Source organism: Streptomyces sp. NPDC053541, assembly GCF_044544705.1.
Lineage (GTDB): Bacteria > Actinomycetota > Actinomycetes > Streptomycetales > Streptomycetaceae > Streptomyces.
The window spans coordinates 255,097-276,448 of the sequence record NZ_JBITXM010000002.1 but is presented as its reverse complement, the minus strand read 5'-3'; the positions used below and the strand labels follow the sequence as shown (position 1 = coordinate 276,448).

11 protein-coding genes are annotated in these 21,352 nt (G+C 72.5%); 8 read left to right on the top strand and 3 right to left on the bottom strand.

Annotated elements, in window-relative coordinates; all coding sequences use genetic code 11:
- The first annotated feature begins 59 nt into the window (after positions 1-59).
- Genes ACIGW2_RS05355 through ACIGW2_RS05340 form a run of 4 tightly spaced genes read left to right on the top strand, consistent with a single transcriptional unit; the run spans position 60 to position 5,165 of the window.
- Positions 60-851 (top strand): hypothetical protein, encoded by a 792-nt coding sequence (locus ACIGW2_RS05355; protein ID WP_399841229.1) that lies wholly within the window; start codon positions 60-62, stop codon positions 849-851.
- A complete protein-coding gene (locus ACIGW2_RS05350; RefSeq protein WP_399841226.1) occupies positions 848-2,248 on the top strand; it encodes a histidine kinase dimerization/phospho-acceptor domain-containing protein in 1,401 nt (466 codons plus the stop codon). Before ACIGW2_RS05355 ends, ACIGW2_RS05350 begins: the two co-directional genes overlap by 4 nt.
- A 27-nt stretch (positions 2,249-2,275) precedes the next feature.
- The gene (locus ACIGW2_RS05345; protein WP_391652513.1) at positions 2,276-3,676 is read left to right on the top strand and encodes an FtsW/RodA/SpoVE family cell cycle protein; all 1,401 of its coding nucleotides are present in this window, start codon (positions 2,276-2,278) and stop codon (positions 3,674-3,676) included.
- 10 nt (positions 3,677-3,686) lie between these two features.
- Positions 3,687-5,165: a penicillin-binding transpeptidase domain-containing protein gene (locus tag ACIGW2_RS05340; RefSeq protein WP_399841223.1), complete on the top strand. Its 1,479-nt coding sequence runs from the start codon at positions 3,687-3,689 to the stop codon at positions 5,163-5,165.
- Positions 5,166-5,243: 78 nt separating this feature from the next.
- Here the strand turns inward: ACIGW2_RS05340 and ACIGW2_RS05335 are convergent, their stop codons facing one another.
- The gene (locus tag ACIGW2_RS05335; protein ID WP_361579433.1) at positions 5,244-5,591 is read right to left on the bottom strand and encodes a hypothetical protein; all 348 of its coding nucleotides are present in this window, start codon (positions 5,589-5,591) and stop codon (positions 5,244-5,246) included.
- Positions 5,591-13,474 carry a ricin-type beta-trefoil lectin domain protein gene (locus tag ACIGW2_RS05330; RefSeq protein WP_399841693.1) on the bottom strand — a complete coding sequence of 2,628 codons (7,884 nt, stop codon included), beginning with the start codon at positions 13,472-13,474 and terminating at the stop codon, positions 5,591-5,593. Before ACIGW2_RS05330 ends, ACIGW2_RS05335 begins: the two co-directional genes overlap by 1 nt.
- 663 nt (positions 13,475-14,137) lie before the next feature.
- Here ACIGW2_RS05330 and ACIGW2_RS05325 point away from each other — a divergent pair.
- Positions 14,138-17,290: a DNRLRE domain-containing protein gene (locus tag ACIGW2_RS05325; protein ID WP_399841221.1), complete on the top strand. Its 3,153-nt coding sequence runs from the start codon at positions 14,138-14,140 to the stop codon at positions 17,288-17,290.
- An 85-nt stretch (positions 17,291-17,375) separates the two neighbouring features.
- Here the strand turns inward: ACIGW2_RS05325 and ACIGW2_RS05320 are convergent, their stop codons facing one another.
- Positions 17,376-18,491 carry a ferritin-like domain-containing protein gene (locus ACIGW2_RS05320; protein ID WP_391652510.1) on the bottom strand — a complete coding sequence of 372 codons (1,116 nt, stop codon included), beginning with the start codon at positions 18,489-18,491 and terminating at the stop codon, positions 17,376-17,378.
- A gap of 111 nt (positions 18,492-18,602) precedes the next feature.
- Between ACIGW2_RS05320 and ACIGW2_RS05315 the strand changes: the two genes are divergently transcribed.
- The 3 genes from ACIGW2_RS05315 to ACIGW2_RS05305 all read left to right on the top strand — a co-directional run bounded on the left by ACIGW2_RS05315 (position 18,603) and on the right by ACIGW2_RS05305 (position 21,266).
- Complete coding sequence (locus ACIGW2_RS05315) at positions 18,603-19,538, top strand: diiron oxygenase (protein WP_391652509.1); 936 nt, start codon at positions 18,603-18,605, stop codon at positions 19,536-19,538.
- Between the two features lie 698 nt (positions 19,539-20,236).
- Complete coding sequence (locus tag ACIGW2_RS05310) at positions 20,237-20,959, top strand: TetR/AcrR family transcriptional regulator (protein WP_361579425.1); 723 nt, start codon at positions 20,237-20,239, stop codon at positions 20,957-20,959.
- A gap of 25 nt (positions 20,960-20,984) precedes the next feature.
- On the top strand, positions 20,985-21,266 hold the full coding sequence (locus ACIGW2_RS05305; protein WP_391652508.1) for a hypothetical protein: 282 nt from the start codon (positions 20,985-20,987) through the stop codon (positions 21,264-21,266).
- The last annotated feature ends 86 nt before the right edge of the window (positions 21,267-21,352 follow it).

The following is a 21,352-nucleotide window of genomic DNA, read 5'->3' as shown; positions in this document are numbered from 1 at the left end:
CCGTGTGAATATCGTCTGAGGAAGGACGGCACCGGCCGTCCCCCGGACGAGGGAGCAGCGTGGGAGAGCGCCGTCGGCGGCCGGTCGCCGTCACCACCGCGCTGTGCACGCTGCTCGCCGCCGTCGCGCTGCTCGCCGGCTGCGGCGGGCAGGGCGGGCTGCGGAGCGCCGGGCGGGCGCCGGACGCGGTCGGCCCGGTGCGGCTCTGGCCGGACCTGCCGCCGGCGACGAACCCGCCCATCGACTACGGCGAGAACACCACCGAGCGGGTCCCCGGCATCGCGGTCGGGGACAACGACGTGCGCGCGGTCGACCCAATCGCGGTCGTCCGGGCCGAGGTGCGCGGGCACGAGGCGGCGCGCTCGGGGCAGGACGGGCTGTACGAGGAGACCGTGCGGGCCATCGAGAGGTGCGGCACCGACCGGGCGGGTTGCCCGGTCCTCGCCCCGTACTACCGCGATCTCACCGGAAACGGGCGGGACGAACTGATCGTCGGCATCCGGATGCCCGAGCAGCAGCTCGGGGTGCGGGTCTACCAGGCCGAGAACGGCGGGCTGACCCGGATCATGTCCACGGTCGACCAGGTGGTGAGCATCGAGCTGGCCGGGCGGGACCTGATCGTCCGGGCGAGCTCGGCCGGGATCCCGGGCTACGAGTACCGCACGGCCTGGTCCTGGGACGCGCAGCAGCACACGATGCTGCCGGCCCGGGACGAGATCGTCCGGGTGCGGCCGCCGGGCGCCCGGGCCTCGACCGTGCCGGCGCCGGACTTCGTGAGCCCCAGCCCGTCCCCGTACCCGTCGCGGTCCTCAGGCGGTCCGCTGCCCGGCTCCTCCGGGGGCGGGCCGTGAGCCGGCCGAGGGCGGGAGCGGCCGCGGGCGGCCGGCGGCGGCTGCCGCGGCAGCCGGCCTGGACGGCGACCCTCACCTGGAAGGCCGCGGTCTTCATCGCCGTGATGTGCTGCGCCCTGGCCGCGCTGCTCGGCGCGCTGGTGCACGTGTCGGTGGCCGGGCAGACCGTGCGGGACTCCCGGGAGAAGGCGCTGGACCGGCTCGGCGAGGTGGGGCTGCTGTACGCGTCGGGCGAGCCGCTGCCGCCGTTCGCCGGGGTGGACCCGGCGGGCCTGCCGGCCGCGCTGCGGGCGCTCGCGGTGCGCGGCGAGCGGGGCACGATGGTGGCCGAGTTCGAGGGGCGGCCGACGATGTGGGCGGCGGGTCCCGCGGAGGGCCGCGCCCTGGCCGTACGCGTCGACTACACGCAGGGCGCGGCGACGATCGACCGGCTCGACCGCTCGATCCTCGGTTCGTCCGTGCTCGCCATCGGGGCCACGCTGCTCGTCGGCGCCTTCGCGGTGACCCGGGTGACCCGGCGGCTGCACGCGACGGCGACGGTGGCGCGCCGGATCAGCGCCGGGGACCTGGACGCGCGGGTCGGCGACCCGCGGACGAAGGACCCCTCGCGGCCGCAGGACGAGGTGGCCACGGTGGCGGCGGCGCTCGACACCATGGCGTCCTCGCTCCAGCGCAAGCTGCAGAGCGAGCAGCGGTTCACGGCGGACGTGGCGCACGAGCTGCGCACCCCGCTGACCGGGCTTTCCGCGGCGGCGGAGCTGCTGCCGGAGGGGCGGCCCGCGGAGCTGGTGCGGGACCGGGTGCGCACCATGCGGGCGCTGACCGAGGACCTCCTGGAGATCTCGCGGCTCGACGCGGGCACCGAGCGGGTGGACCTGGCGGTGCACGCGCTCGGCCCGCTGGCCGAGCGGGTGGTGCGGGCCGCCGCGGGCACCACGGGCACGGTGACCGAGGTGCGGGTGGTGCGGGACGCGACGGTGGAGACGGACCGGCGGCGCCTGGAGCGGGTGCTGGGCAACCTGGTGGCGAACGCGCACCGGCACGGGGCGGCGCCGGTGGTCCTGACGGTGGACGGGCCGGTGGTGACGGTCCGGGACCACGGCGCGGGCTTCCCGGACTACCTGCTCGCGGCGGGCCCGCAGCGCTTCCGCACCGAGGGCGGGGCGAAGGGGCACGGTCTGGGGCTCACCATCGCGGCCGGTCAGGCCGAGGTGCTCGGCGCGGAGCTGGTGTTCGCGAACGCGCCGGAGGAGGACGGGGGCGGCGGGGCGGTGGCCCGCCTGACGCTGCCGGAGTACGTCGACCTCGCGGAGCCGGAGCCGGGGCAGGGGCAGGGCGGCGCCGGCCCGGGCGAGGACGGCCCGGGCGCGGCACACCGTCACACAAAAGGGACATAAGGCTTACTGCTTGCTACGTTGCGGTCCATGACCGCACCGCCGCCGACGGACGCGAAGGACACCAGGGACGCGCCCCCGCCCGGGGTCCCGGTCCCGAAGCGGCGCGGTGTCGAGTTCTCGCTGCTGGTGGGCGCGGTGCTGATCTCGGTGCTCGGCTACGCCGAGGTCGGGCTCGCCCGCGGCGGCGCCGTCCCGCCGGACGCCGCCCGCTACGGCGCCGGGCTCGGCACCCTCGCGCTCCTCGCCCATCTCGCCGTGCGACTGCGCGCCCCGTACGCCGATCCGCTCCTGCTGCCGATCGCGGTGCTGCTCAACGGCCTCGGCCTGGTGCTGATCTACCGGCTCGACCTGGAGACGCCCGGCGACACGGCCGCGCCCACCCAGCTGGTCTGGTCGACCCTGGGGGTCGGCCTGTTCATCGTGGTGGTCCTGGCGATCCGGGACCACCGGGTGCTCCAGCGCTACGCGTACCTCTCGGTGGCCACGGCGCTCGCCCTGATGATCCTGCCCATCTTCTTCCCCGCCGTGAACGGGGCGAAGATCTGGATCCGGATCGGCGGACTCTCCTTCCAGCCGGGCGAGTTCGCCAAGATCCTGCTCGCCGTGTTCTTCGCCGCCTACCTGGCCGCCAACCGCAACGCCCTCGCGTACACCGGGCGGAAGATCTGGCGGCTGCAGTTCCCCACCGGCCGGGTGCTCGGACCGATCGTGGCGATCTGGGGCCTGAGCGTCTGCGTGCTGGTCCTGGAGCGGGACCTGGGCACCTCGCTGCTGTTCTTCGGCCTCTTCGTGATCATGCTGTACGTGGCGACCGGGCGCACCGGCTGGATCGCGGTGGGGCTGCTGCTCGCCGCGGCCGGCGCGTTCCTGGTCGGCTCGCTCGAACCGCACGTGCACGGCAGGGTGCAGGACTGGCTGGACCCCTTCGCCTCGATCCGGGCGGGCGACGGGCCGGGGCAGCTGGCGCAGTCGCTGTTCGCGTTCGCCGCGGGCGGGATGCTGGGCGCGGGGCTCGGCCTCGGGCACTCGGTGCTCATCGGCTTCGCCGCCAAGTCGGACTTCATCCTGGCGACGGCCGGCGAGGAGCTGGGCCTGGTCGGCCTGACCGCGCTCTTCCTGCTGTACGCGCTGCTCGTGGCCCGCGGCTACCGGGCGGGGCTCGCGCTGCTCGACCCGTTCGGGCGGCTGCTCGCGATCGGCCTGGCCTCGATCCTCGCGCTCCAGGTCTTCGTCATCGCGGGCGGGGTGATGGGGCTGATCCCGCTCACCGGCATGGCGATGCCGTTCCTCGCGCAGGGCGGCTCGTCGGTCGTCACCAACTGGGTGATCGTGGCCCTGCTCGTCCGGGTCTCGGACTCGGCGCGCGCCCCGCGCCCGGACATGGCCGACACCGGCGTCATCGCCCCGATCCGGCAGGACGCGTCATGAGGGGCCGCCCGTGATCCGCTACATCCGGCGGGCCGCCGCCCTGTGCCTCGTCCTGCTGGTCGCGCTCCTGGTGAACGCGGCCCGGGTGATGGTCTTCGAGGCGGACGAGCTGGACGACGACCCGGCGAACCGGCGGATCGCGATCACCCGCTGGGGCCAGCCGCGCGGCGAGATCCTGGTGGACGGGCGCCCGGTGACCGGCTCGCGGGACAGCGGCCAGCAGCTGCGCTGGGAACGCACCTACACCCAGGGGCCGTTGTACGCGCCGGTGACCGGCTACGCCTCGCAGACCTACGGCACGACCCTGCTCGAGCACGCCGAGGACCCGGTCCTGTCCGGCACCGACCCGATGCTCGCCCCGCTCCCGCTGTGGAACGACGTCAGCCGCGGCCGCCTGCCCGGCGGCGACGTGGTGACCACCGTGCGGGCCCGGATGCAGGAGGCGGCCTACCGCGGGCTCGACGGCAAGCGGGGCGCGGTGGCGGCGATCGAGCCGTCGAGCGGGCGGATCCTGGCGCTCGTCTCCTCCCCCTCGTACGACCCGGGGGTGCTGTCCGGCACGGGCCCGGCGGTCGCCGACGCCTGGCGGCGGCTCAACACCTCGCCGAACCAGCCGATGCTGGCCCGGGCGATCCGGCAGACGTATCCGCCGGGCTCCACGTTCAAGATCGTGACGGCCGCGGCGGCCCTGGACGCGGGCGTCGTGACCGACCCCGACGCGCCCACCGACACCCCGGACCCCTTCGTCCTGCCCGGCACCCGCCAGGTCCTCCCGAACGAGGCCACCGGCTGTGCGAACGCCTCCCTCGCCTATGCCCTCCAGTGGTCCTGCAACACGGTGATGGCCGGTCTCGGGGTGCGGACGGGGCTCGCGGACATGGTGGCGACGGCGGGGAACTTCGGCTTCAACGACCCGGGGCTGCGGATCCCGTCCTGGGTGGCGAAGTCCAACTTCGACACGGCCATGTCGGACGACCAGCTGGCCCTCTCCGCCATCGGCCAGTTCGACACCACGGCCACCCCGCTGCAGATGGCGATGGTCGCGGCGGCCGTCGCCAACAACGGCGAGATCGCCCAGCCGCACCTGGTGGAGCGCACCACCACCGCGTCCGGCACCACGGTCGACACCACCGGCCGCCGCAGCTACCGCCAGGCCATGCGCCCCTCGACCGCGACCCGCCTCCAGGAGCTGATGGTCCGCGCCGTGGAGGACGGCACGGGCACCAACGCCGCCATCCCCGGCGCCCGGGTCGGCGGCAAGACGGGCACGGCCCAGCACGGCCTGGGCAACACGGGCACCCCGTACGCCTGGTTCATCGCCTGGGCCCAGGCCGCCGACTCGGCCCAGCCGGCCGTCGCGGTCGCCGTGGTCGTCGAGGACGCGGAGGCCAGCCGCACGGACATCAGCGGCGGCGGCAGCGCGGCGCCGATCGCGAAGGCGGTCATGGAGGAGGCGCTGCGCCTTGAGGCGGAGGCGCGGCGCGGCTGACGCCCGGCCGGGCGCCCAAAAAACGCGGACGTCCCCGGAGGGGTGACCCTCCGGGGACGTCCGCCGGTGCCGGCGCCGCTACGAGCGGCGCGACCCCAGGAAGTCGACCAGCTGCCGCAGCATCCGCTCGAACTCCTCGGCGCTCATCCGGCAGTCCTCGAACTGCCCGTACATGTCGCCGAGTTCCACCTCCGGCCCGACGCGGCTGACCTGCGCGCTGGTGGTGGCCAGGGCGTAGTCCTCACCGGACTCCGCGAGCCGCCGCCACTCGCGCAGATAGCTCTCCACGGCGACGGCGGAGTCGCCGAGGGGAATCAGCACGGTCTCCACGGCCAGCCGCACGTCCTCCGGCACGCCGGGGGGTGCGGTGACGAGGACCATGCCGTCCTCGTCCACCGTGAAGGACCACGCGCCGGTGTCGGTCATCAGAGCCTTCCTTGCGGGAAGAAGGTGGACAGGGTGTAGGAACCGTCCTCGGCCTTCTGGAGGAATCCGGTCATCCGCACTCCTCTCACGGTGCCTTGGACCATGGTGCCTCCCCTCTTGTACTTGCCGGTCTCCAGGAGTTCGGCACCGGCCGCCATGACGTCCGCCGCCGTCCAGTCCGCGGGGAAGAAGGTGTGGCCGGCCCGTGCGGGCTTCGCCACGGTCGATCCGTCCGGCATGCGGGCGCCGACCGTGCCGTCGACCCGGACGGAGCCGTCGGGCGTGGTCACCAGGTCGCCGTTGATGTAGCGGTTCTCCGGGATGCCGCCCGTCTGGTCGGGGTGGAGGTGCCAGCCGGCGAAGTTGCCGTCGTCGGTGATGACGCCGTTGAGGACGTGCTCCCTGGTCTCCGCCGTGATCGGGCAGTTGTCGTTGTGGACCAGCAGGGAGGACGCGCCGGCGGCCACGTAGTACGTGTGCAGCTCGGAGACCGTCAGGTTGTGGACGGTCGCGTCCCGGCTGGTCCAGCGCTCCACCGAGGAGATCTGGACGTGGGTGCCGGCGCTGGTGCGCAGCCACTGGCCCCGCTCCAGGTCGGTGGCGTCGACCCACTTGCCCAGTTCGGGGACCCAGAAGGGGTGGCCGTCGGTCGCGGTGACCTCGGCCGTCTTCGAGCCCGCCGGGCCGTCGAGGTCGAGGGAGACCCTGACCAGGTGCTTCAGGCCCTTGCCGACGATCTCGGCGGTGACCTTCTCGACCCGGGTGGTCCCGGTCTTCGGGTCGGTCGCCAGGACCTTGTCGCCGGCCCGGACCTTCTCGATGGCCTTGGTGGTGCCGTCGGCCATCAGGACCCGGGTGCCGGGCACGAAGCTGTTGCAGGTGCCGCTGCCGCCCTCGGCCTTGCCCGAGCCGCCGCTGCCGCTGCTGCCGCCGCCGCTGCGCGAGGAGCCGCCGGAGGAGCCGCCGGGCTTGGACGGCTTGGAGCCGCCGCCCTTGCCGCCGCCTCCGCCCCCGCCGCCGTGCGAGGAGGACTTCGGGGCCGCCTTGGACTGGGCCGCCTTGTGCGTCGGGTTTCCGGTCTTGCGCTTCGCGGCCGCCGCCGCGTCGGCCCGCCGCTTGGCGGCTTCGGCGGCCTTCTTCTTCGCTCTTTGCGCGGCCTCCTTCTTGGCCTTCTCGATCGCGAGTTTCTTGGCCCGCAACGCCGCCGCCTCGGCCGCCTTGGCCGCCTTGAGCACGGCTTCCGCGGCCTTCTTGGCGGCCTTGAAGGCCTGGATGGCGTCGATGGTGCGGTTGATGGCCTTCAGGACCGACGGGATCTTGCCCAGCTTCGTCCACGGAATGGCGTCGAGGATGATGCTGCCGCACGACCACATGTCGCCGCCGAAGCAGGCCATGGCGTCGTTGATGCCGATGAAGTCCTTCAGGGTCTCCCAGGCCACGGCCAGGATGACCGAGGTGAGGGACTTGCCCATGGTCGACTGGGCCTGGGCGACCTGCGCCGCCGAGAGGCCGGCGCCCGCGAGCGCGGCCGCCTTCTCCGACGCGGTCAGGCTGATGGCCAGACCGGTGGGGTCGGAGTGGGTGACCGGGTTGTTCTGCGCGTACACGTACCCGTTGGCCTGCAGCGGGTCGTTCAGGTCGAGCAGCGGGTCGGCGGACAGGAAGCGTCCGACCACCGGGTCGTACAGCCGGGCGCCCAGCGGCTGGTAGCCGGAGGCGTCGTCCCGGGTCTTGCCGAGGAATCCCTTGTGGTTCTGCAGGTTGGCCGCGGTGGTGCCGCGTTCGTTGCCGAAGGGGTCCTGCTTGCGGATGCGCACGGACATGCCGCCGTAGAGGGCGACCTCCGCGTACGCGCTGCCCTGGTGGTCCGTGGTCTGCGCGACCAGGACCTCGGAGCCGGTGCCGTAGGCGTAGCGCATGACCGCGCCGCCGGGGGCCTCGTAGGTGCGCTGGGTGTTGACCAGGACGCCGCCCTGCTGGACGGTCACCTCGGCCTCGCCCAGGTGCAGGGTGGCCTGCTTGCCCTTGACGGTGAGCAGGCGCTCGCCGCCGGGGCCGTAGATGTGCCGGGTGTCGTTCTGCGGCAGCCACTGCTGGGCCGCGGAGGCGGCGTCACAGGTGGCCAGGACGATCGGCGTGGCGTTGGCGGTGGCTCCGCCCTGCGCCGCCAGGCACAGGTTGGACTGGAGGTGGGTCAGCTGCCCGTTGGCGCCGCGCCGCAGTTCCTGCGCGGCGACCTGGGCGGCGGTGGTGCCGCAGCGCTGGATCTGCACCGCGGAGCCGGCGGTGTTGGCCGCGGGCTGGAGGCACCAGTTGTCGTAGACCGACAGGGCGCCCCGGTCGGCGTCGGGCTGCGGCGCCGTCGCGGTGCCCGGGGTGGGGGTGAACTTGAAGTTCTGCGCGACCGTGCCGTTGCAGCCGTAGAGCTGGATCGGCTGGCCGGCGGCGCCGGTGCCCGTCTTCAGGTCCAGGCACTTCTGCGCCGGGCCCACGTACGGGGTCCTGCCGCCGGTGCCCGCGCCGGTGATCCGGTCGACCTTGCCGTCCCAGGTCCAGGTGAGGGTCTGCTTGTCGCCGTTCTGCACGGAGGTGACCGACTTGGTCTCTCCGGTCAGCTCGTAGATCCGCTCGGCCTCGGCCTTGACCTGCGCGCCCGCCGGGGTGGTGTAGTTCTTGGTCACCTTGGTGAGCGTGTGCGGCTGGCTGCCGTCGGCCTTGCCGTAGGCGTAGTCGGTGACGGCGTCCCGGGCGGTGTTGCCGGAGAGGTCCTTCTCGGTCAGCCGGGTGCGGTTGCCGAGCAGGTCGTAGTCGTACTCCTGCCAGTAGCCCGAGGAGTCGGCGCCGGCGGCGACGTTGAGCGTGCCGTCGGCGTTCTTCGGGGTGGAGCAGGCCTTGGTCGCCGGGTCCTTGGCGGTCCAGGCGGACTTCAGCTGTCCGATCGGGTCGTAGACGAAGCACTGGCGCTCCTCGATCCCGGTGGCCTTCTCCTGGATCGAGGTGACGTTGCCGGCCGGGTCGTAGGTGTACGCCCGGTTGGAGACGAGGTTGCCGCCGACGACGGTCTTGTCGGTGAGGGGGTCGGCCGCGCCCTTCTCGCGGTAGACCGAGTGCTCCTGGAGCTCACCGGTGCTCTCGTCGTACGAGGCCTGGGTCCAGACGCGGTACGGCTGGGCGCCCAGGGTGGAGCGCAGCACCTGGCCGTAGGCGTCGTAGGCGGTCTCCGAGCCGTACCAGTCCTTGCCGGATATGGAGAGCGGCTTGCCGTCCTTGTTGTAGCGGACGACCAGCTTCTCGGAGCCGAAGGCGCCGACCGCGGGAAGGGTCGACTCGTCCAGCATGCCGTTGTCGGAGTACGTGTACTCGTACCGGTAGTCCTTGCGGAAGCCCCAGGTGTCGACGATCGGCTGCGGCAGGGAGAGCGTGGTCGAGGTCGGCTGGTAGTCCTTCGTGTAGCCGTCGATGCTCTGGGTGTACGCCAGGTCGTCCGTGTAGCGCTTGGCGGTGGCGGGCATGCCCTTGCCGCCCGGGGCGGTGTCGTACGTGAACTCGGCGAGCAGGGCGCCGGCCGCGTCGGTCTTGCGCTGCTGAGCGGGGCGCGAGAGCTCGTCGTAGCCGTTCCAGATCTTGTTGCCACGCGCGTCCGTGGTGGTGAGGACACGGCCGCGGGCGTCGTAGGTCGTGGAGAGGGTGCCCGAGTCGGGGTCGGTCGCGGTGAGCGTCCGGCCGTTGAGGTCGTACGTCCAGGTCCACGGGTGCGTCGGGTCGGCCGACGGCACCGCCTTGGCGAGCTGGCCGAAGGAGTCGTACTGGTAGCGCGTGGACGTGAAGCCGCCGGGGGCGGCCGGGTTGAAGGTGTCCGTGCGCACGGTGCGGCCGGTCGCGTCGGTCCAGACGCGGTAGGACGAGTCGCCCTGCGGCTGCACGACCTTCGACCAGTCCTCGCCGTACTCGTAGCGGACGGCCCGCTCCGGGTAGGCCCGGGAGTAGGACTCCGTGGTGGCCGGGTCGATCCACTTCATGTACGGCATTTCCTCGGTCACGCGACCGAGGCCGTCGTACGTGTAGCGCGTGATGTTGGGGACCGCGGTGTCGCTGAGCGGGGTGAACAGCTCGCCCTGCTTGGACTCCTGGGTCAGGTAGGCGTTGTTGGTCTGGTAGACCTCACCGGCGTTGTTGTAGAGGGTGTCGGTGATCAGCCAGCCGGCGTCGTTGTCGGCCTGCTCCTGGGTCTGCCGCTCGCGGCCGAGGCCGTCGTAGAGGGTGACCGAGGTCTCGATCCGGTCTTCGTAGCCGCGTGCGTACGTGGTCACGTAGGGAGGCTTGCGGATCTTGATGGTGGCGTCGGTGGGGTCGGTCTCCTCCGCCGGGATCGTGTAGACCGCGCGGAAGTCCGGTACGCCGCTGCCGGGGCTGCGGCCCGGGGCCCAGGCCTCGGCCAGGCGGCCCAGCGGGTCGTAGACGGCCTCGCTGACCAGCCCGTTGGCGTCCGTGGTCTTCAGGGTGGTGCCGCGGCCGGGCTCCAGCTCCTGAATCTGGGTGTGGCCGAGGACGTTGGTCGTGGTGACCTTGAAGACCTGTCCGGTGGCGGGGCCCTCGGAGCCGTAGGTGATGGTGGAGGACTTCGGGGTCGGCTTGGCCAGCTGGTCCGGGTCGGTCTGCCGGATCACCCGGCCGATCGCGTCGAAGGCCCGCTTGCCGTTGGTCTGGAACGCGGTGCCGTCGCCGTTGAGGGACCAGGTCTCCGTGGCCAGGCCGCGGCTGTCGGCGGCGAGCGGCGCGCCGTAGGCGGCGCCGTCGTAGGCCGTGCGCGAGCCGCCCATCAGGGTCTTGGTGTCGTTCCAGTTCGCGGCCGCACAGGTGGTCGGCGAGCTGAGGACCTGCTTGGTGAGGCCGATCAGGTTCTTCGCGGTCTGGTGGACGTACTCGGACTTCACGCAGGACTCGTCACCGGTCTTGCCGGTGTCGCCCAGCGACTCCACCAGGACCGGCAGTCCGTACGCCGGCTCGTAGGTGGTGAGCGTCCGCACCGAGCGGACCGTGCGCGGGTCGTCGGTGTTGGTGCCGGAGGACTTGGTGTACGCGGTCTCCTCGGGCTCCGTCACGCGCCAGGCGCGCAGCGGGCTGAGGCCGTCCTCACGGTCGCGCCGGGCCAGCTCGGTGGCCTCGGGCTTCGTCACCGAGCGGGACAGCCAGTCGGTGTCGGCCTTGGTGGAGTCGGTGTACGTGAGCTCCTCGGCGATCCGGCCGGCGAAGGGCTCGCGGTCCTTGGCGATCTCGGCGCCGGTGATGTCCGTGACGGGCACGGTGTCGCCGAGGCCGCGGAAGAAGCGGGTGACGGACTTGGAGCGCTGCTGGGCGCTGGCGGCGTCGTCGGGGCCGGTGAGGACCGTGGTCTGCTCGAAGCCGGCGAACTGCGAGTAGGTGCGCTCGGCCTTCTTGGTGAACTCGGCCTCGGCCAGCTTCCAGGCCGGGTTCTTGTACTGGTAGGCCGTCTTGGTGCTGAAGCTGCCGTCGATGTTGGGCAGTTCCTCGACGGTGTCCACGACGTACTTGTGGAACCAGTCGATGTCCTGGACCTCGGGGTCCGGGTTCCAGAACGAGGGGTAGCACAGGCGGTCGTTGGCCTTCAGGGCCGCCTTGTCGTCCTTGCCCGGCAGGTTGCCGGTGAGGCAGTCGCCCTCGATGGGCTTGTACGTGACGACGGTCTCGCCGCCGTACTCGTTGATGACGCGGGCGATGCGCAGCCGGGAGAAGCCGGGGCGGTTCGGATGGACCGCCTTGACCCGGTTCGGCATGTCCTCGGTGTTGGGCTCGAAGCGGACCGAGTTGAGCGTGACGCTGGCGTCGGTGGTGCCCTTGCGGGCGTAGCCGGTGCGCTGGATGGACTCCAGCCACAGGGCGGTGTTCGGGCCGGTCTTCAGCTCGGCGAAGGACTGCTTGAGCTGGTAGACGTCGACGACCTGGCGGGCGTCGGTGTCGGTGCGCCGCTGGGCCGAGGTCTGGATCTTGTCCAGGCGCTTGCGGGTCCAGAAGGACGGGCCGGCGTTCCAGCACTTCTTGTTCGCTTCGCAGCGCAGGTCGGCCGGGGTGTCGAACCAGGGGCGGTACTGTCCGGGGTCCTTCGAGGTGAAGTTGGCCTCGGTGCAGGTGACGGTGCCGACGGTGTAGCAGCGCTCGGCGACCTCGAAGCCGACCCGGGCCGGGGCGGTCGCGGTGAAGATGTTGTCGCTGCGCTGGCCGTAGTAGATGTGGTCGAGCCAGCCGTCCCGGTCGTAGACGACCGGCGCCTTGAAGTTGAAGTTGCGGGCGTAGTAGTTCTGGTCCTTCTTCCACCACAGCGACATGGCGTTGCCGTGGACGTCCTCGACGTAGTCGAGGCCCCAGCGCCAGCCCTGGGTGCAGAAGGAGTTCTTCCAGTCCTCGGTGGTCGGGCCCTTGTAGCAGTCCTCGCCCGGGTGGTTGCCGTAGACCGGGACGGTGAGCACCGAGTCGGTGGTCGGGTCGTCGGCGGCGGTGCCGTGGTCGGACCAGCCGGGGAGCTTGTTCAGGCCGAAGTGGTACTTCGTGCCGTCCTTGGTGGTGACCCGCCAGTACTCGCCGTCCTTGGCGCCGTTGCCGGTGGCGGTGCCGCGCACCTGCTCGACCTTGGAGCCGTCGCCGTTGGCGGTGAACCAGGCGTTCTTGGTGTCGTCCCAGACCAGCTCGGTGGTCATGCCGCCGAGCGAGAGGGTGGCGTTGTTCGAGCCCCAGCACAGGTCCGCGGTGCGGTGCGTGGAGTTGTTGGAGCCGGCCTTCTTGGAGTCCTGGCGGCAGTTGGCGTAGGTGCGGGTGATGGAGCCCGCGTTGTAGTCCCAGCCGTCGCCGATCCAGGAGGCCTGGTTGTTGGTGGCGGAGGTGCGGCCGTCGACGGACTGCGAGGAGTACGCCAGGTTGATCTTCGGCATCAGTCCGCCGGCGGTCTCCGGGACCTGCACCTGGTAGCCGTAGGTGAAGGCGCCGGAGGAGGAGCCGGAGGCCCAGGAGCCGGAGGAGAGCAGCGGGGAGGCGGTGAAGTCGCCGGAGACCGAGGCGCCGGTGTCGAGCATGCCGACCGCGGCGCCGCCGGTGGCGGTGGCGGCCGGCTGGACGCCGTCGCGGTAGGCGGCCTTGGTGGCGCCGGCCGGGACGAAGCCCTCGCCGAGCAGGCTGGACACCGGGACGGTGCCGGTGACGAGGGTGCGGGTCGGGGACTTCCGGGCGGCGGCCGACCGGGTCGGCGCGTTCTTCGCGGGCACGGTCCGCACCGTGGAGCTGAGCCGCTGGAAGTTCCGCTTGCCGTTCCTGACGTCCTTGTCCTCCTCGGACAGGGACATCGTGGTGGTGCCGGTGCCGTCGGCGCAGTCGCCCTCGGTGGGGGCGGAGTAGACGCACTCGGGCAGCAGCATGAGGCCGAAGCGGTCGGCGGCCTGCGGTCCGTAGAGGTCGGCGAAGCCGGTGGTGTCGACGGTGAGGGCCACCTCGGCGGCCGGGTCGACGGTCGCCGGCGGGGTGACCTTCATGACCATGCCCGAGACGCCGGCGGTCACGGAGTCGGCCTGCGGGGCGAGGCTGACCTGCCAGTCGCCGGCCAGGGCCGCCGGGTCGCCGCCGGCGGGGACGCCGAGGGCGACCGGCAGGTTGTTGGGGCTGGTGACCGGCACGGTGGTGCCGGGGGTGCTGTTCGCGTCGATCGTCGCGGTGCCGGGGCCGGAGGGCCAGGGGACGATGTTGTCCGGCGCGTACTGGGGGATGTCCGCCTCGGGCGCCAGGGTCAGCGTCTTCTGCGCGGTGTCGTCACCGGGGGTCTCGGCGTTCTTCGGCAGCTCGGGGAGGTCGACCGTGCTGGTGGACTCCTGGCGGTTCATGCCGGGGCCGGGTACGGCGAGCGCCTGTCCGCCGAGGCTGGTGACCGTCAGCGTCGAGGACAACAGCAGGACGACCGCCGCGCGGCTTCGCCGCCGGCGCCGTCGTTGTGACTCCGTCAGGGCTGGGCGTCCTCGCCCCAGCCATGACAGCGGACTTGAAGCACGCATGCGCGTCGACTCCCACCCTGGCAACTTCGATACGGACGAGGTGCGGAAACACCGAAGGGCACACGCCTGTCTCAGGCGCGTGCGTGCGCACTCTCTGTCATGTCCCGGCCGCTTATCAAGATCGCTCCAGGCACCGGAGAACCGGTCAATGTGAGCTCGATCACGGGATGAAGGCGACCGCACCGCCATACTGACGACACGTCAGACGGAATTCCCGACTCCGGCCAACCCGGGGCAATGCGCGACCCAAAGGCCGCGAACCGGGCCCTGTTGACATGCCGTCAAGTCGACATCCCGTCAGTTCCCGGTTTGCATAACGGATTCATAAATCCTCCACGCATGGACGCGCCGCTTCACATGTGTGATCGTGTGCGCGCCTCATGCCCCGCGGCCTGCCGTCCGGGGCCGTCTGTGCTGTCCCATTCCACATGGTTCCCACGGGAGTAGACCGCCGTGACCGCGCCGCCCCGATATCCCCGATATCTCAGCCCCTTCGTGCGCACGCGCACCCGGCTGTCGTTCACCCTGGGCCTCGTCCTCGTCGCCCTCACCGCCGCCCTGCTGCCCTGGTGGCTGCCGGACGGCGGGCAGCCCGTCGAAGCCGGCGGAGCCACCAGGGCCACCCCGGCCGCCACCGGTCCGAAGGACGAGGCCGCCGCGGTGGCCGAGGCCGTCCGCACCGGCCGGAAGGTCCTCGTCGACACCGCCACCACGGCCACCTCGCTCACCTGGGCGCTGCCCGACGGGCAGTACCGCACGCGGATCACGGCCACCCCGACCCGGGCGAAGAACGCCCGGGGCGAGTGGGCCGACCTCGACAACACCCTGAAGCGCACGGCCGCGGCGCCCCGCGGGCTCGGCATCGCACCCGTGAACCCCGCCGTCCCGGTGCGCTTCGCGAGCGGAACGCCCGCCAAGGCGCGCGCCGACCGCTCCTTCGCCCGCGCCGAGACGCCCGGCGAGACGCTGCTCGCCGAGGTCGAACTCGACGGCCACACCGTCGCGTACACCTGGCCGGGCACCCTGCCCGAGCCGGTGCTCGACGGTCCGCGCGCCCTCTACTCCGAGGTGCTGCCCGGCGTCGACCTGCTGCTCGTCGCCCGCGAGGAGGGCGGTGTCGCGGAGCTCCTGATCGTCAAGACCCCGAAGGCCGCCGAGAACCCCGCGCTCGCGCGGGTGGGCTACGGGCTGCGCTCCGCCACCGCGGTCTTCCGCACCGACGCCGCGGCCCACCGGGTCGTCGTCCAGGACGAGGCCGGCAAGGAGATCGGCTCCCTGCCGACCCCCTTCGCCTGGGACTCCAGCGGTCGCGACCCCGAGCTGCCCGCCGGCACCCCGCACCGGGTCGCCACCGGCACCCCGGCCGAGGTCCTCAAGCTCTCCGGCCTCACCGGCATCGAGCCCGGCGCCAAGTCCGCCCAGCTGCCGCTGACCCTCGCGGGCGACGGCACGGGCGAGGCGCGCGTCCAGCTGGACGTCGCCGGCGCGGGCCTGCTGTCCCGCCCGGGCGTGCGCTACCCGGTCTTCGTGGACCCGACCCTCAACACCGCCTGGCAGGCCTGGACGACCGCCTACCGGCCGTACCCCAACACCAGCTTCTACAACGGCACCAACTTCTCCTCCGGCACCTCCGACGCCCGCGTGGGCTACGAGCAGGACACCGGCGGTCTGGGCCGCTCCTTCTGGCGGATGGGCTTCTCCAGCAGCATCAAGGGCGCCACCGTCTCCTCGGCCGCCTTCAAGGTGCTCAACAACCACGCGTGGTCCTGCGAGGCCCGGGAGTTCCAGTTCTACCTGACCGGCGCGATCTCCTCCGGCACCACGTGGAACTCCCAGCCGTCCTGGTCCGACCAGCTGCAGAAGAAGTCCTTCGCGCACGGCTGGTCCACCTCCTGCCCGGACGACTACGAGGTCTTCAACAACGCCGAGGTCGTCGGCGCCGCGCAGAAGGCCGCCACCAACGGCTGGTCGAACATCACCTTCGGCCTGCGCGCCACCACCGAGACCAGCACCTACACCTGGCGCAAGTTCCGGGCCACCTCGGCGACCCTGGAGGTCGACTACAACCGCAAGCCCTCCGAGCCCACCGGCGGCGCCTCCAAGCCCGGTGGCGCGTGCACGCCCGGCCCCGGCTCCGGCGTCACCATCGGCAAGACCGGCATCACGCTGTCCGCGAGCGCCAAGGACGCCGACGGCAACCTGAAGTCGCTGCGCTTCCGGATCTGGAAGACCGGCGGCACGGTCCCGGCCGGCACCTTCGTCACCACCAACAGCTCCGGCTACGCCTCGCTGACCATCCCGGTCACCGACCCGCTCCTGAGCGGCATCACCACGACCACCACCACGCTCTCCTGGGACGTGATGGCCCGGGACGCGGCGAACGCCGACTCCACGGTGTACCCGCCGGGCAGCGAGCCCTGCCGGATCACCGTCGACCCGAGCGGCCCGTCGCAGCCCATCGTCACCAGCCCGGTGTTCCTGCGCGCCACCTCGGACGGCGCCACCTGGGCCACGGTCGGCTTCGGCAAGACCGGCCCGATCACCTTCGACTCGCCCGGCGCCGTGAAGTTCACGTACAACTGGACCGGCGTCAGCCCGCAGACGGTCCTCGCCGACGCCGAGGGCGTGGCCACCGTGCCCGACCTGCGGCCGCTGAACGCCGGCCCGAGCACCCTCCAGGTGTACGCCTACGACAACCTCGGCAACCCGAGCAAGCGCACCGACTACACCACCTACATCCCGCCGAAGGAGAACGCCGACGGCCCCGGCGACGTGGGCGGCGACGGCACGCCCGACCTGCTCGTCGTCGACGAGAACGGCAACCTGCGGTCGTACGCGGCCCAGCCGGGCGGCGAGCTCTACGGCGCCCTGGCCGCCTCGTACACCATCGGCGCCGACGGCAAGCCCGACCTGGACCCGGCCGGCCACTGGTTCGACGCCGCCTCGGGCAAGGTCGCGCTCATCGCGCACTACCAGGACGCCTACCCGGGCGACGGCACCACGGACCTGTTCGCGGTCACCGTCGACGGCGGCTTCTGGCTCTACCCGGGCGACGGCTACGGCTCCTTCGACGCCGGCAAGCGGATGAAGGTCCGGCTGCCCGCGAACGCGCCCGCGCCGGCCACCTGGACCCAGCTCAAGGCGGTCGGTGACATCACCGGCGACAAGCTGCCGGACCTGGTGATCCGCTCCGGCCTCTCCTTCTGGGTGCTCTCCGGCTACACCGGCGGCACCGTGCAGACGGCGACCATGATGAACCCGGACGCCTGGGGCCGCCGCGACATCGTCAACCTGGCCGACATGAGCAAGGACGGCGTGCCCGACCTGCTCTGGCGGAACCTGGACAACGGCAACATGTACCTGCGCCGCGGCAAGCCGGGCGCGGCGGGCGGCGTCGACCTCAACTCGCTGATGCTGGCGGCCAACGCCGTCGCCGGCGACGAGGCCTTCGGCACCAGCTGGACCGAGGCCAACGTCTCCAGCGCGATCGGCATCCCCGACATCAACAGCGACGGGATCCCGGACATCTGGGCCCGCTTCGCCTCGGACGGGCACATGGCGGTCTACTACCCGTCGACCACCAACACCAACGCCCCGGCGAAGACGGTCATCTCCTCCGGCTGGCAGGTGAAGAAGGCCTTCGGCTGAGCCGTCGCGCCCGCAGGACGAAGGGGTGGGCCCCCGGTGCCGGATTCCGGCGCCGGGGGCCCACCCCTTGTGTGCGGCAGTCCGGCTACGAGGCGCCGTCCGCGATCGCCTCCGCCACCTCCGCGACCCGGGCCCGCTCCTCCGTCGCGAACCGCTCGCGGTCCAGGGCCTCCGCGATCTCCTCGTCCTGGGTCATCAGCAGGTCGAGGTTGGAGTCCCCGAGGTCGAAGACGCCCATGTCCAGATAGGCCTTCTGCAGGCGCTCGCCCCACAGCCCGATGTCCTTGACGCAGGGCACGATCCGGCTGAACAGCAGCTTGCGGAAGAGGTGCAGGAACTCGCTCTGCTCGCTCAGCTCCTCGGCCTCCCGCTTCGGGATGCCGAAGTTCTCCAGGACCTCGACCCCGCGCAGCCGGTCCCGCATGAGGTGGCAGCCCTCGATGACGAACTCCTCGCGCTCGCGCAGTTCGGCGTCGGTGAGCTGCCGGTAGTAGTCGCGCAGCGCCATCCGCCCGAAGGCCACGTGCCGGGCCTCGTCCTGCATCACGTACGCCAGGATCTGCTTCGGCAGCGGCTTGTCGGTGGTGTCGCGGATCATGCCGAAGGCGGCGAGCGCGAGGCCCTCGATCAGCACCTGCATGCCGAGGTAGGGCATGTCCCAGCGGGAGTCGCGCAGGGTGTCGCCGAGCAGGCCCTGGAGGTTGTCGTTGATCGGGTACAGCATCCCGACCTTCTCGTGCAGGAAGCGCCCGTAGATCTCGGCGTGCCGGGCCTCGTCCATGGTCTGGGTCGCCGAGTAGAACTTGGCGTCCAGGTCGGGCACCGACTCCACGATCCGGGCGGCGCAGATCATCGCGCCCTGCTCGCCGTGCAGGAACTGGCTGAACTGCCAGGAGGAGTAGTGCCGGCGCAGCTCGCCCTTGTCCTTCTCCGTGAGCTTGGGCCAGTACGTCGAGCCGTACAGGGCGAGCGCCTCGTCGGGGGTGCCGAGCGGGTCGTACGGATCGACCTCCAGGTCCCAGTCGATGCGCTTGGCGCCGTCCCACTGCTTGTCCTTGCCCTTCTGGTAGAGGGCGAGGAGGCGGTTGTGGCCGTCCGCCGCCTGGGGGTCGTACTCCCAGGTGAACCGGGCGGCGCCGGAGGCGGGCACCGACCAGAGCGGCTCCTCGGGGGCCTGGACGTAGAAGTCGTGCGTCGACACTGACGGCTCCTTCCCGCTGTCTGTCAGCAGGCTCACACGTTGGTAGACGCGGGGTCAACAAGTCGTGCGCGAGGGATTGACCGCGTTACTGACGAGGAGTCTCATAAAGTCATGCCCCGCCTGACCGAGCCCGACTTCAGCCTCCTGCGGGACGCCCTCGGGCCGCTGCGCGACCGCGAGCAGGTCGCCGAGCGGCTCCTGGAGTCCTCCCTCAAGCACTCCTTCGACCCCGAGACCGAGCTGGACTGGGACGCGCCCTTCGAGGAGGGCAAGTGGTTCTGGCCGCCGGAGCTGGTCTCCCTCTATGACACCCCGCTGTGGCACCGGATGTCCGAGGAGCAGCGGATCGACCTGTCCCGGCACGAGGCCGCCTCGCTGGCCTCGCTCGGCATCTGGTTCGAGATCATCCTGATGCAGCTGCTCGTGCGGCACATCTACGACAAGTCGCTGACGAGCAGTCACGTGCGGTACGCGCTCACGGAGATCGCCGACGAGTGCCGGCACTCGATGATGTTCGCCCGCCTGATCCGCCGCGGCGGCGCCCCCGAGTACCCGGTGCCGCGGATCTACCACAACCTCGGCCGCGTCCTGAAGACCGTCTCCACCACCCCCGGCTCCTTCGCCGCGACCCTCCTCGGCGAGGAGATCCTGGACTGGATGCAGCGCCTCACCTTCCCCGACGAGCGCGTCCAGCCGCTGGTCCGCGGCGTCACCCGCATCCACGTCGTCGAGGAGGCCCGCCACGTCCGCTACGCCCGCGAGGAACTCCGCCGCCAGATGATCACGGCACCCCGCTGGGAGCGCGAGTTCACCCGCCTCAGCTGCGGCGAGGCGGCCCGCGTGTTCTCCACCTGCTTCATCAACCCCGCGGTCTACGACAACGTCGGCCTCGACCGCCGCGAGGCCCTCGCCCAGGTGAGGTCCAGCCCCCACCGCCGCCAGGTGATGCAGACGGGCGCGAAGCGCCTGACCGACTTCCTGGAGGACGTGGGCGCGCTCCGGGGCGCGGGCCGACGCCTGTGGCGGTCGTCGGGCCTCCTGGCCTGAGGGCCCCTGCGGGCGCCTGAGCCCGGCGGACGGGGCGCCCCACCCCGGGCCGGAGGTGCCGAAGGCCCCCCGGCACCGGCCGGCACCGGCCGCGGACACCGCGCCGGCCACGGGCCGGGCGAGCGGCCCCGGGCGGAGGCCCGAGCCGAGGCGAAAGGCCGGGCTTCGCCCGCCAGGCCGTGACCGGACGCCCGGCCCGGTCCGCCAGGCCATGGGCCGAAGACCGACCCGGGCCCACCCCGGGCCGAAGGCCCCCCGGCGCCGGCCGGCACCGGCCGCGGAAACCGCGCCGGCCACGGGCCGGGCGAGCGGCCCCGGGCGGAGGCCCGAGCCGAGGCCGAAGGTCCGGCTTCGCCCACCGAGGCCAGGGCCACCGGCCCGGCCCGGCCCGCCAGGGCCGAGGGTCCGCCCCACCCCGGGCCGGAAGGCCCCCAACCCCCTCCGGCGCCGGCCGCGAAAGCCCCGCCGGCCACGGGCCGGGCGAGTCGCCGCGCGCGAAGGCCCCGCCCAAACCGAGGCCGAAGGCCAGGGCCACCGGCCCGGCCCCGCCCGCCAGGGCCGAGGGCCCGCCCCACCCCGGGCCGGAAGGCCCCCAACCCCCTCCGGCGCCGCCGGGGAAACCCCGGCCGGGCCCGCCCTCCCGTTCGCCTGCCGGTAGTGGGGGTCGGCCGGTGTGGGTGCGGGGTTACGCTGCGGGCATGACCAGTGCCGCCTCGCCCGCGTACCGCCGTCTCAGCGTCGAGGAGCGGCGGCGGCAGTTGCTGGACGCCGCGCTGACGCTGTTCGCGCACCGGGCGCCGGAGGACGTGTCGCTCGACGACGTCGCCGAGGCCGCGGGCGTGTCCCGGCCGCTGGTGTACCGGTACTTCCCCGGCGGGAAGCAGCAGCTGTACGAGGCGGCGCTGCGCTCCTCCGCCGACGCCCTGGAGCACTGCTTCGCCGAGCCGCCCGAGGGCCCGCCCACCGAGCGGCTCGGGCGGGTCCTGGACCGCTACCTCGCCTTCGTCGACCAGCACGACGCCGGCTTCGCCGCGCTGCTGCGCGGCGGCAGCGTCGCCGAGACCTCCCGCACCTCGGCGATCGTCGACGAGGTGCGCCGGGCCGCCGCCGAGCAGATCCTCTTCCACCTGGGCGTCGAGCGGCCCGGGCCTCGGCTCGGGATGATGGTGCGCACCTGGATCGCCGCCGTCGAGGCGGCGTCGCTGATCTGGGTCGACGAGGGCAAGCGCCCGCCCGCCGCCGAGCTGCGGGACTGGATGGTCGACCACCTGGTCGCGCTGCTCGCGGCGACCGCGGCCGGCGACCCGGAGACGGACGGCGTCGTCGGCCGGCTGCTCGCCCAGGAGCGGGCCGAGGGGCCGGTGGGGCGGCTGGCCCGGGGCGTGATCCCGGTGGTGAGCCGGGCCGCGCACCTGCTGTGAGGGCGGCCTGTCGGACACTGGTGGGGTGAAGAGCGAGAACACCCCCTTCCGCGGCGGCCCCCTGGACGGCCGGGTGCTGCCCGTGCTCGTCGGACCGACCGGGCACCCCCCGAAGTGGTACGAGGTGCCGGTGCCGGCCCACGACGGGCACCCGGCCACGGTGTACGCCTACCGCCGCGAGCCCGCCGGCTACACCAAGCGGCTCGGGCTCCAGCGCGGCTGGGTCTACGAGTACGCCCCGGGCGGCCGCGAGCGGCGCGAGCTGAAGTGGCCCTGGTCGAAGCCGTCGCCCCGGCCCGAGCCGTAGAACAGGACCCGCCCACGCGTCCCCCGTCCGGGTGAGGGCGGCCAACACCCGCCCGATCGTCCGGTAATCACACCATTCGGGGCGTC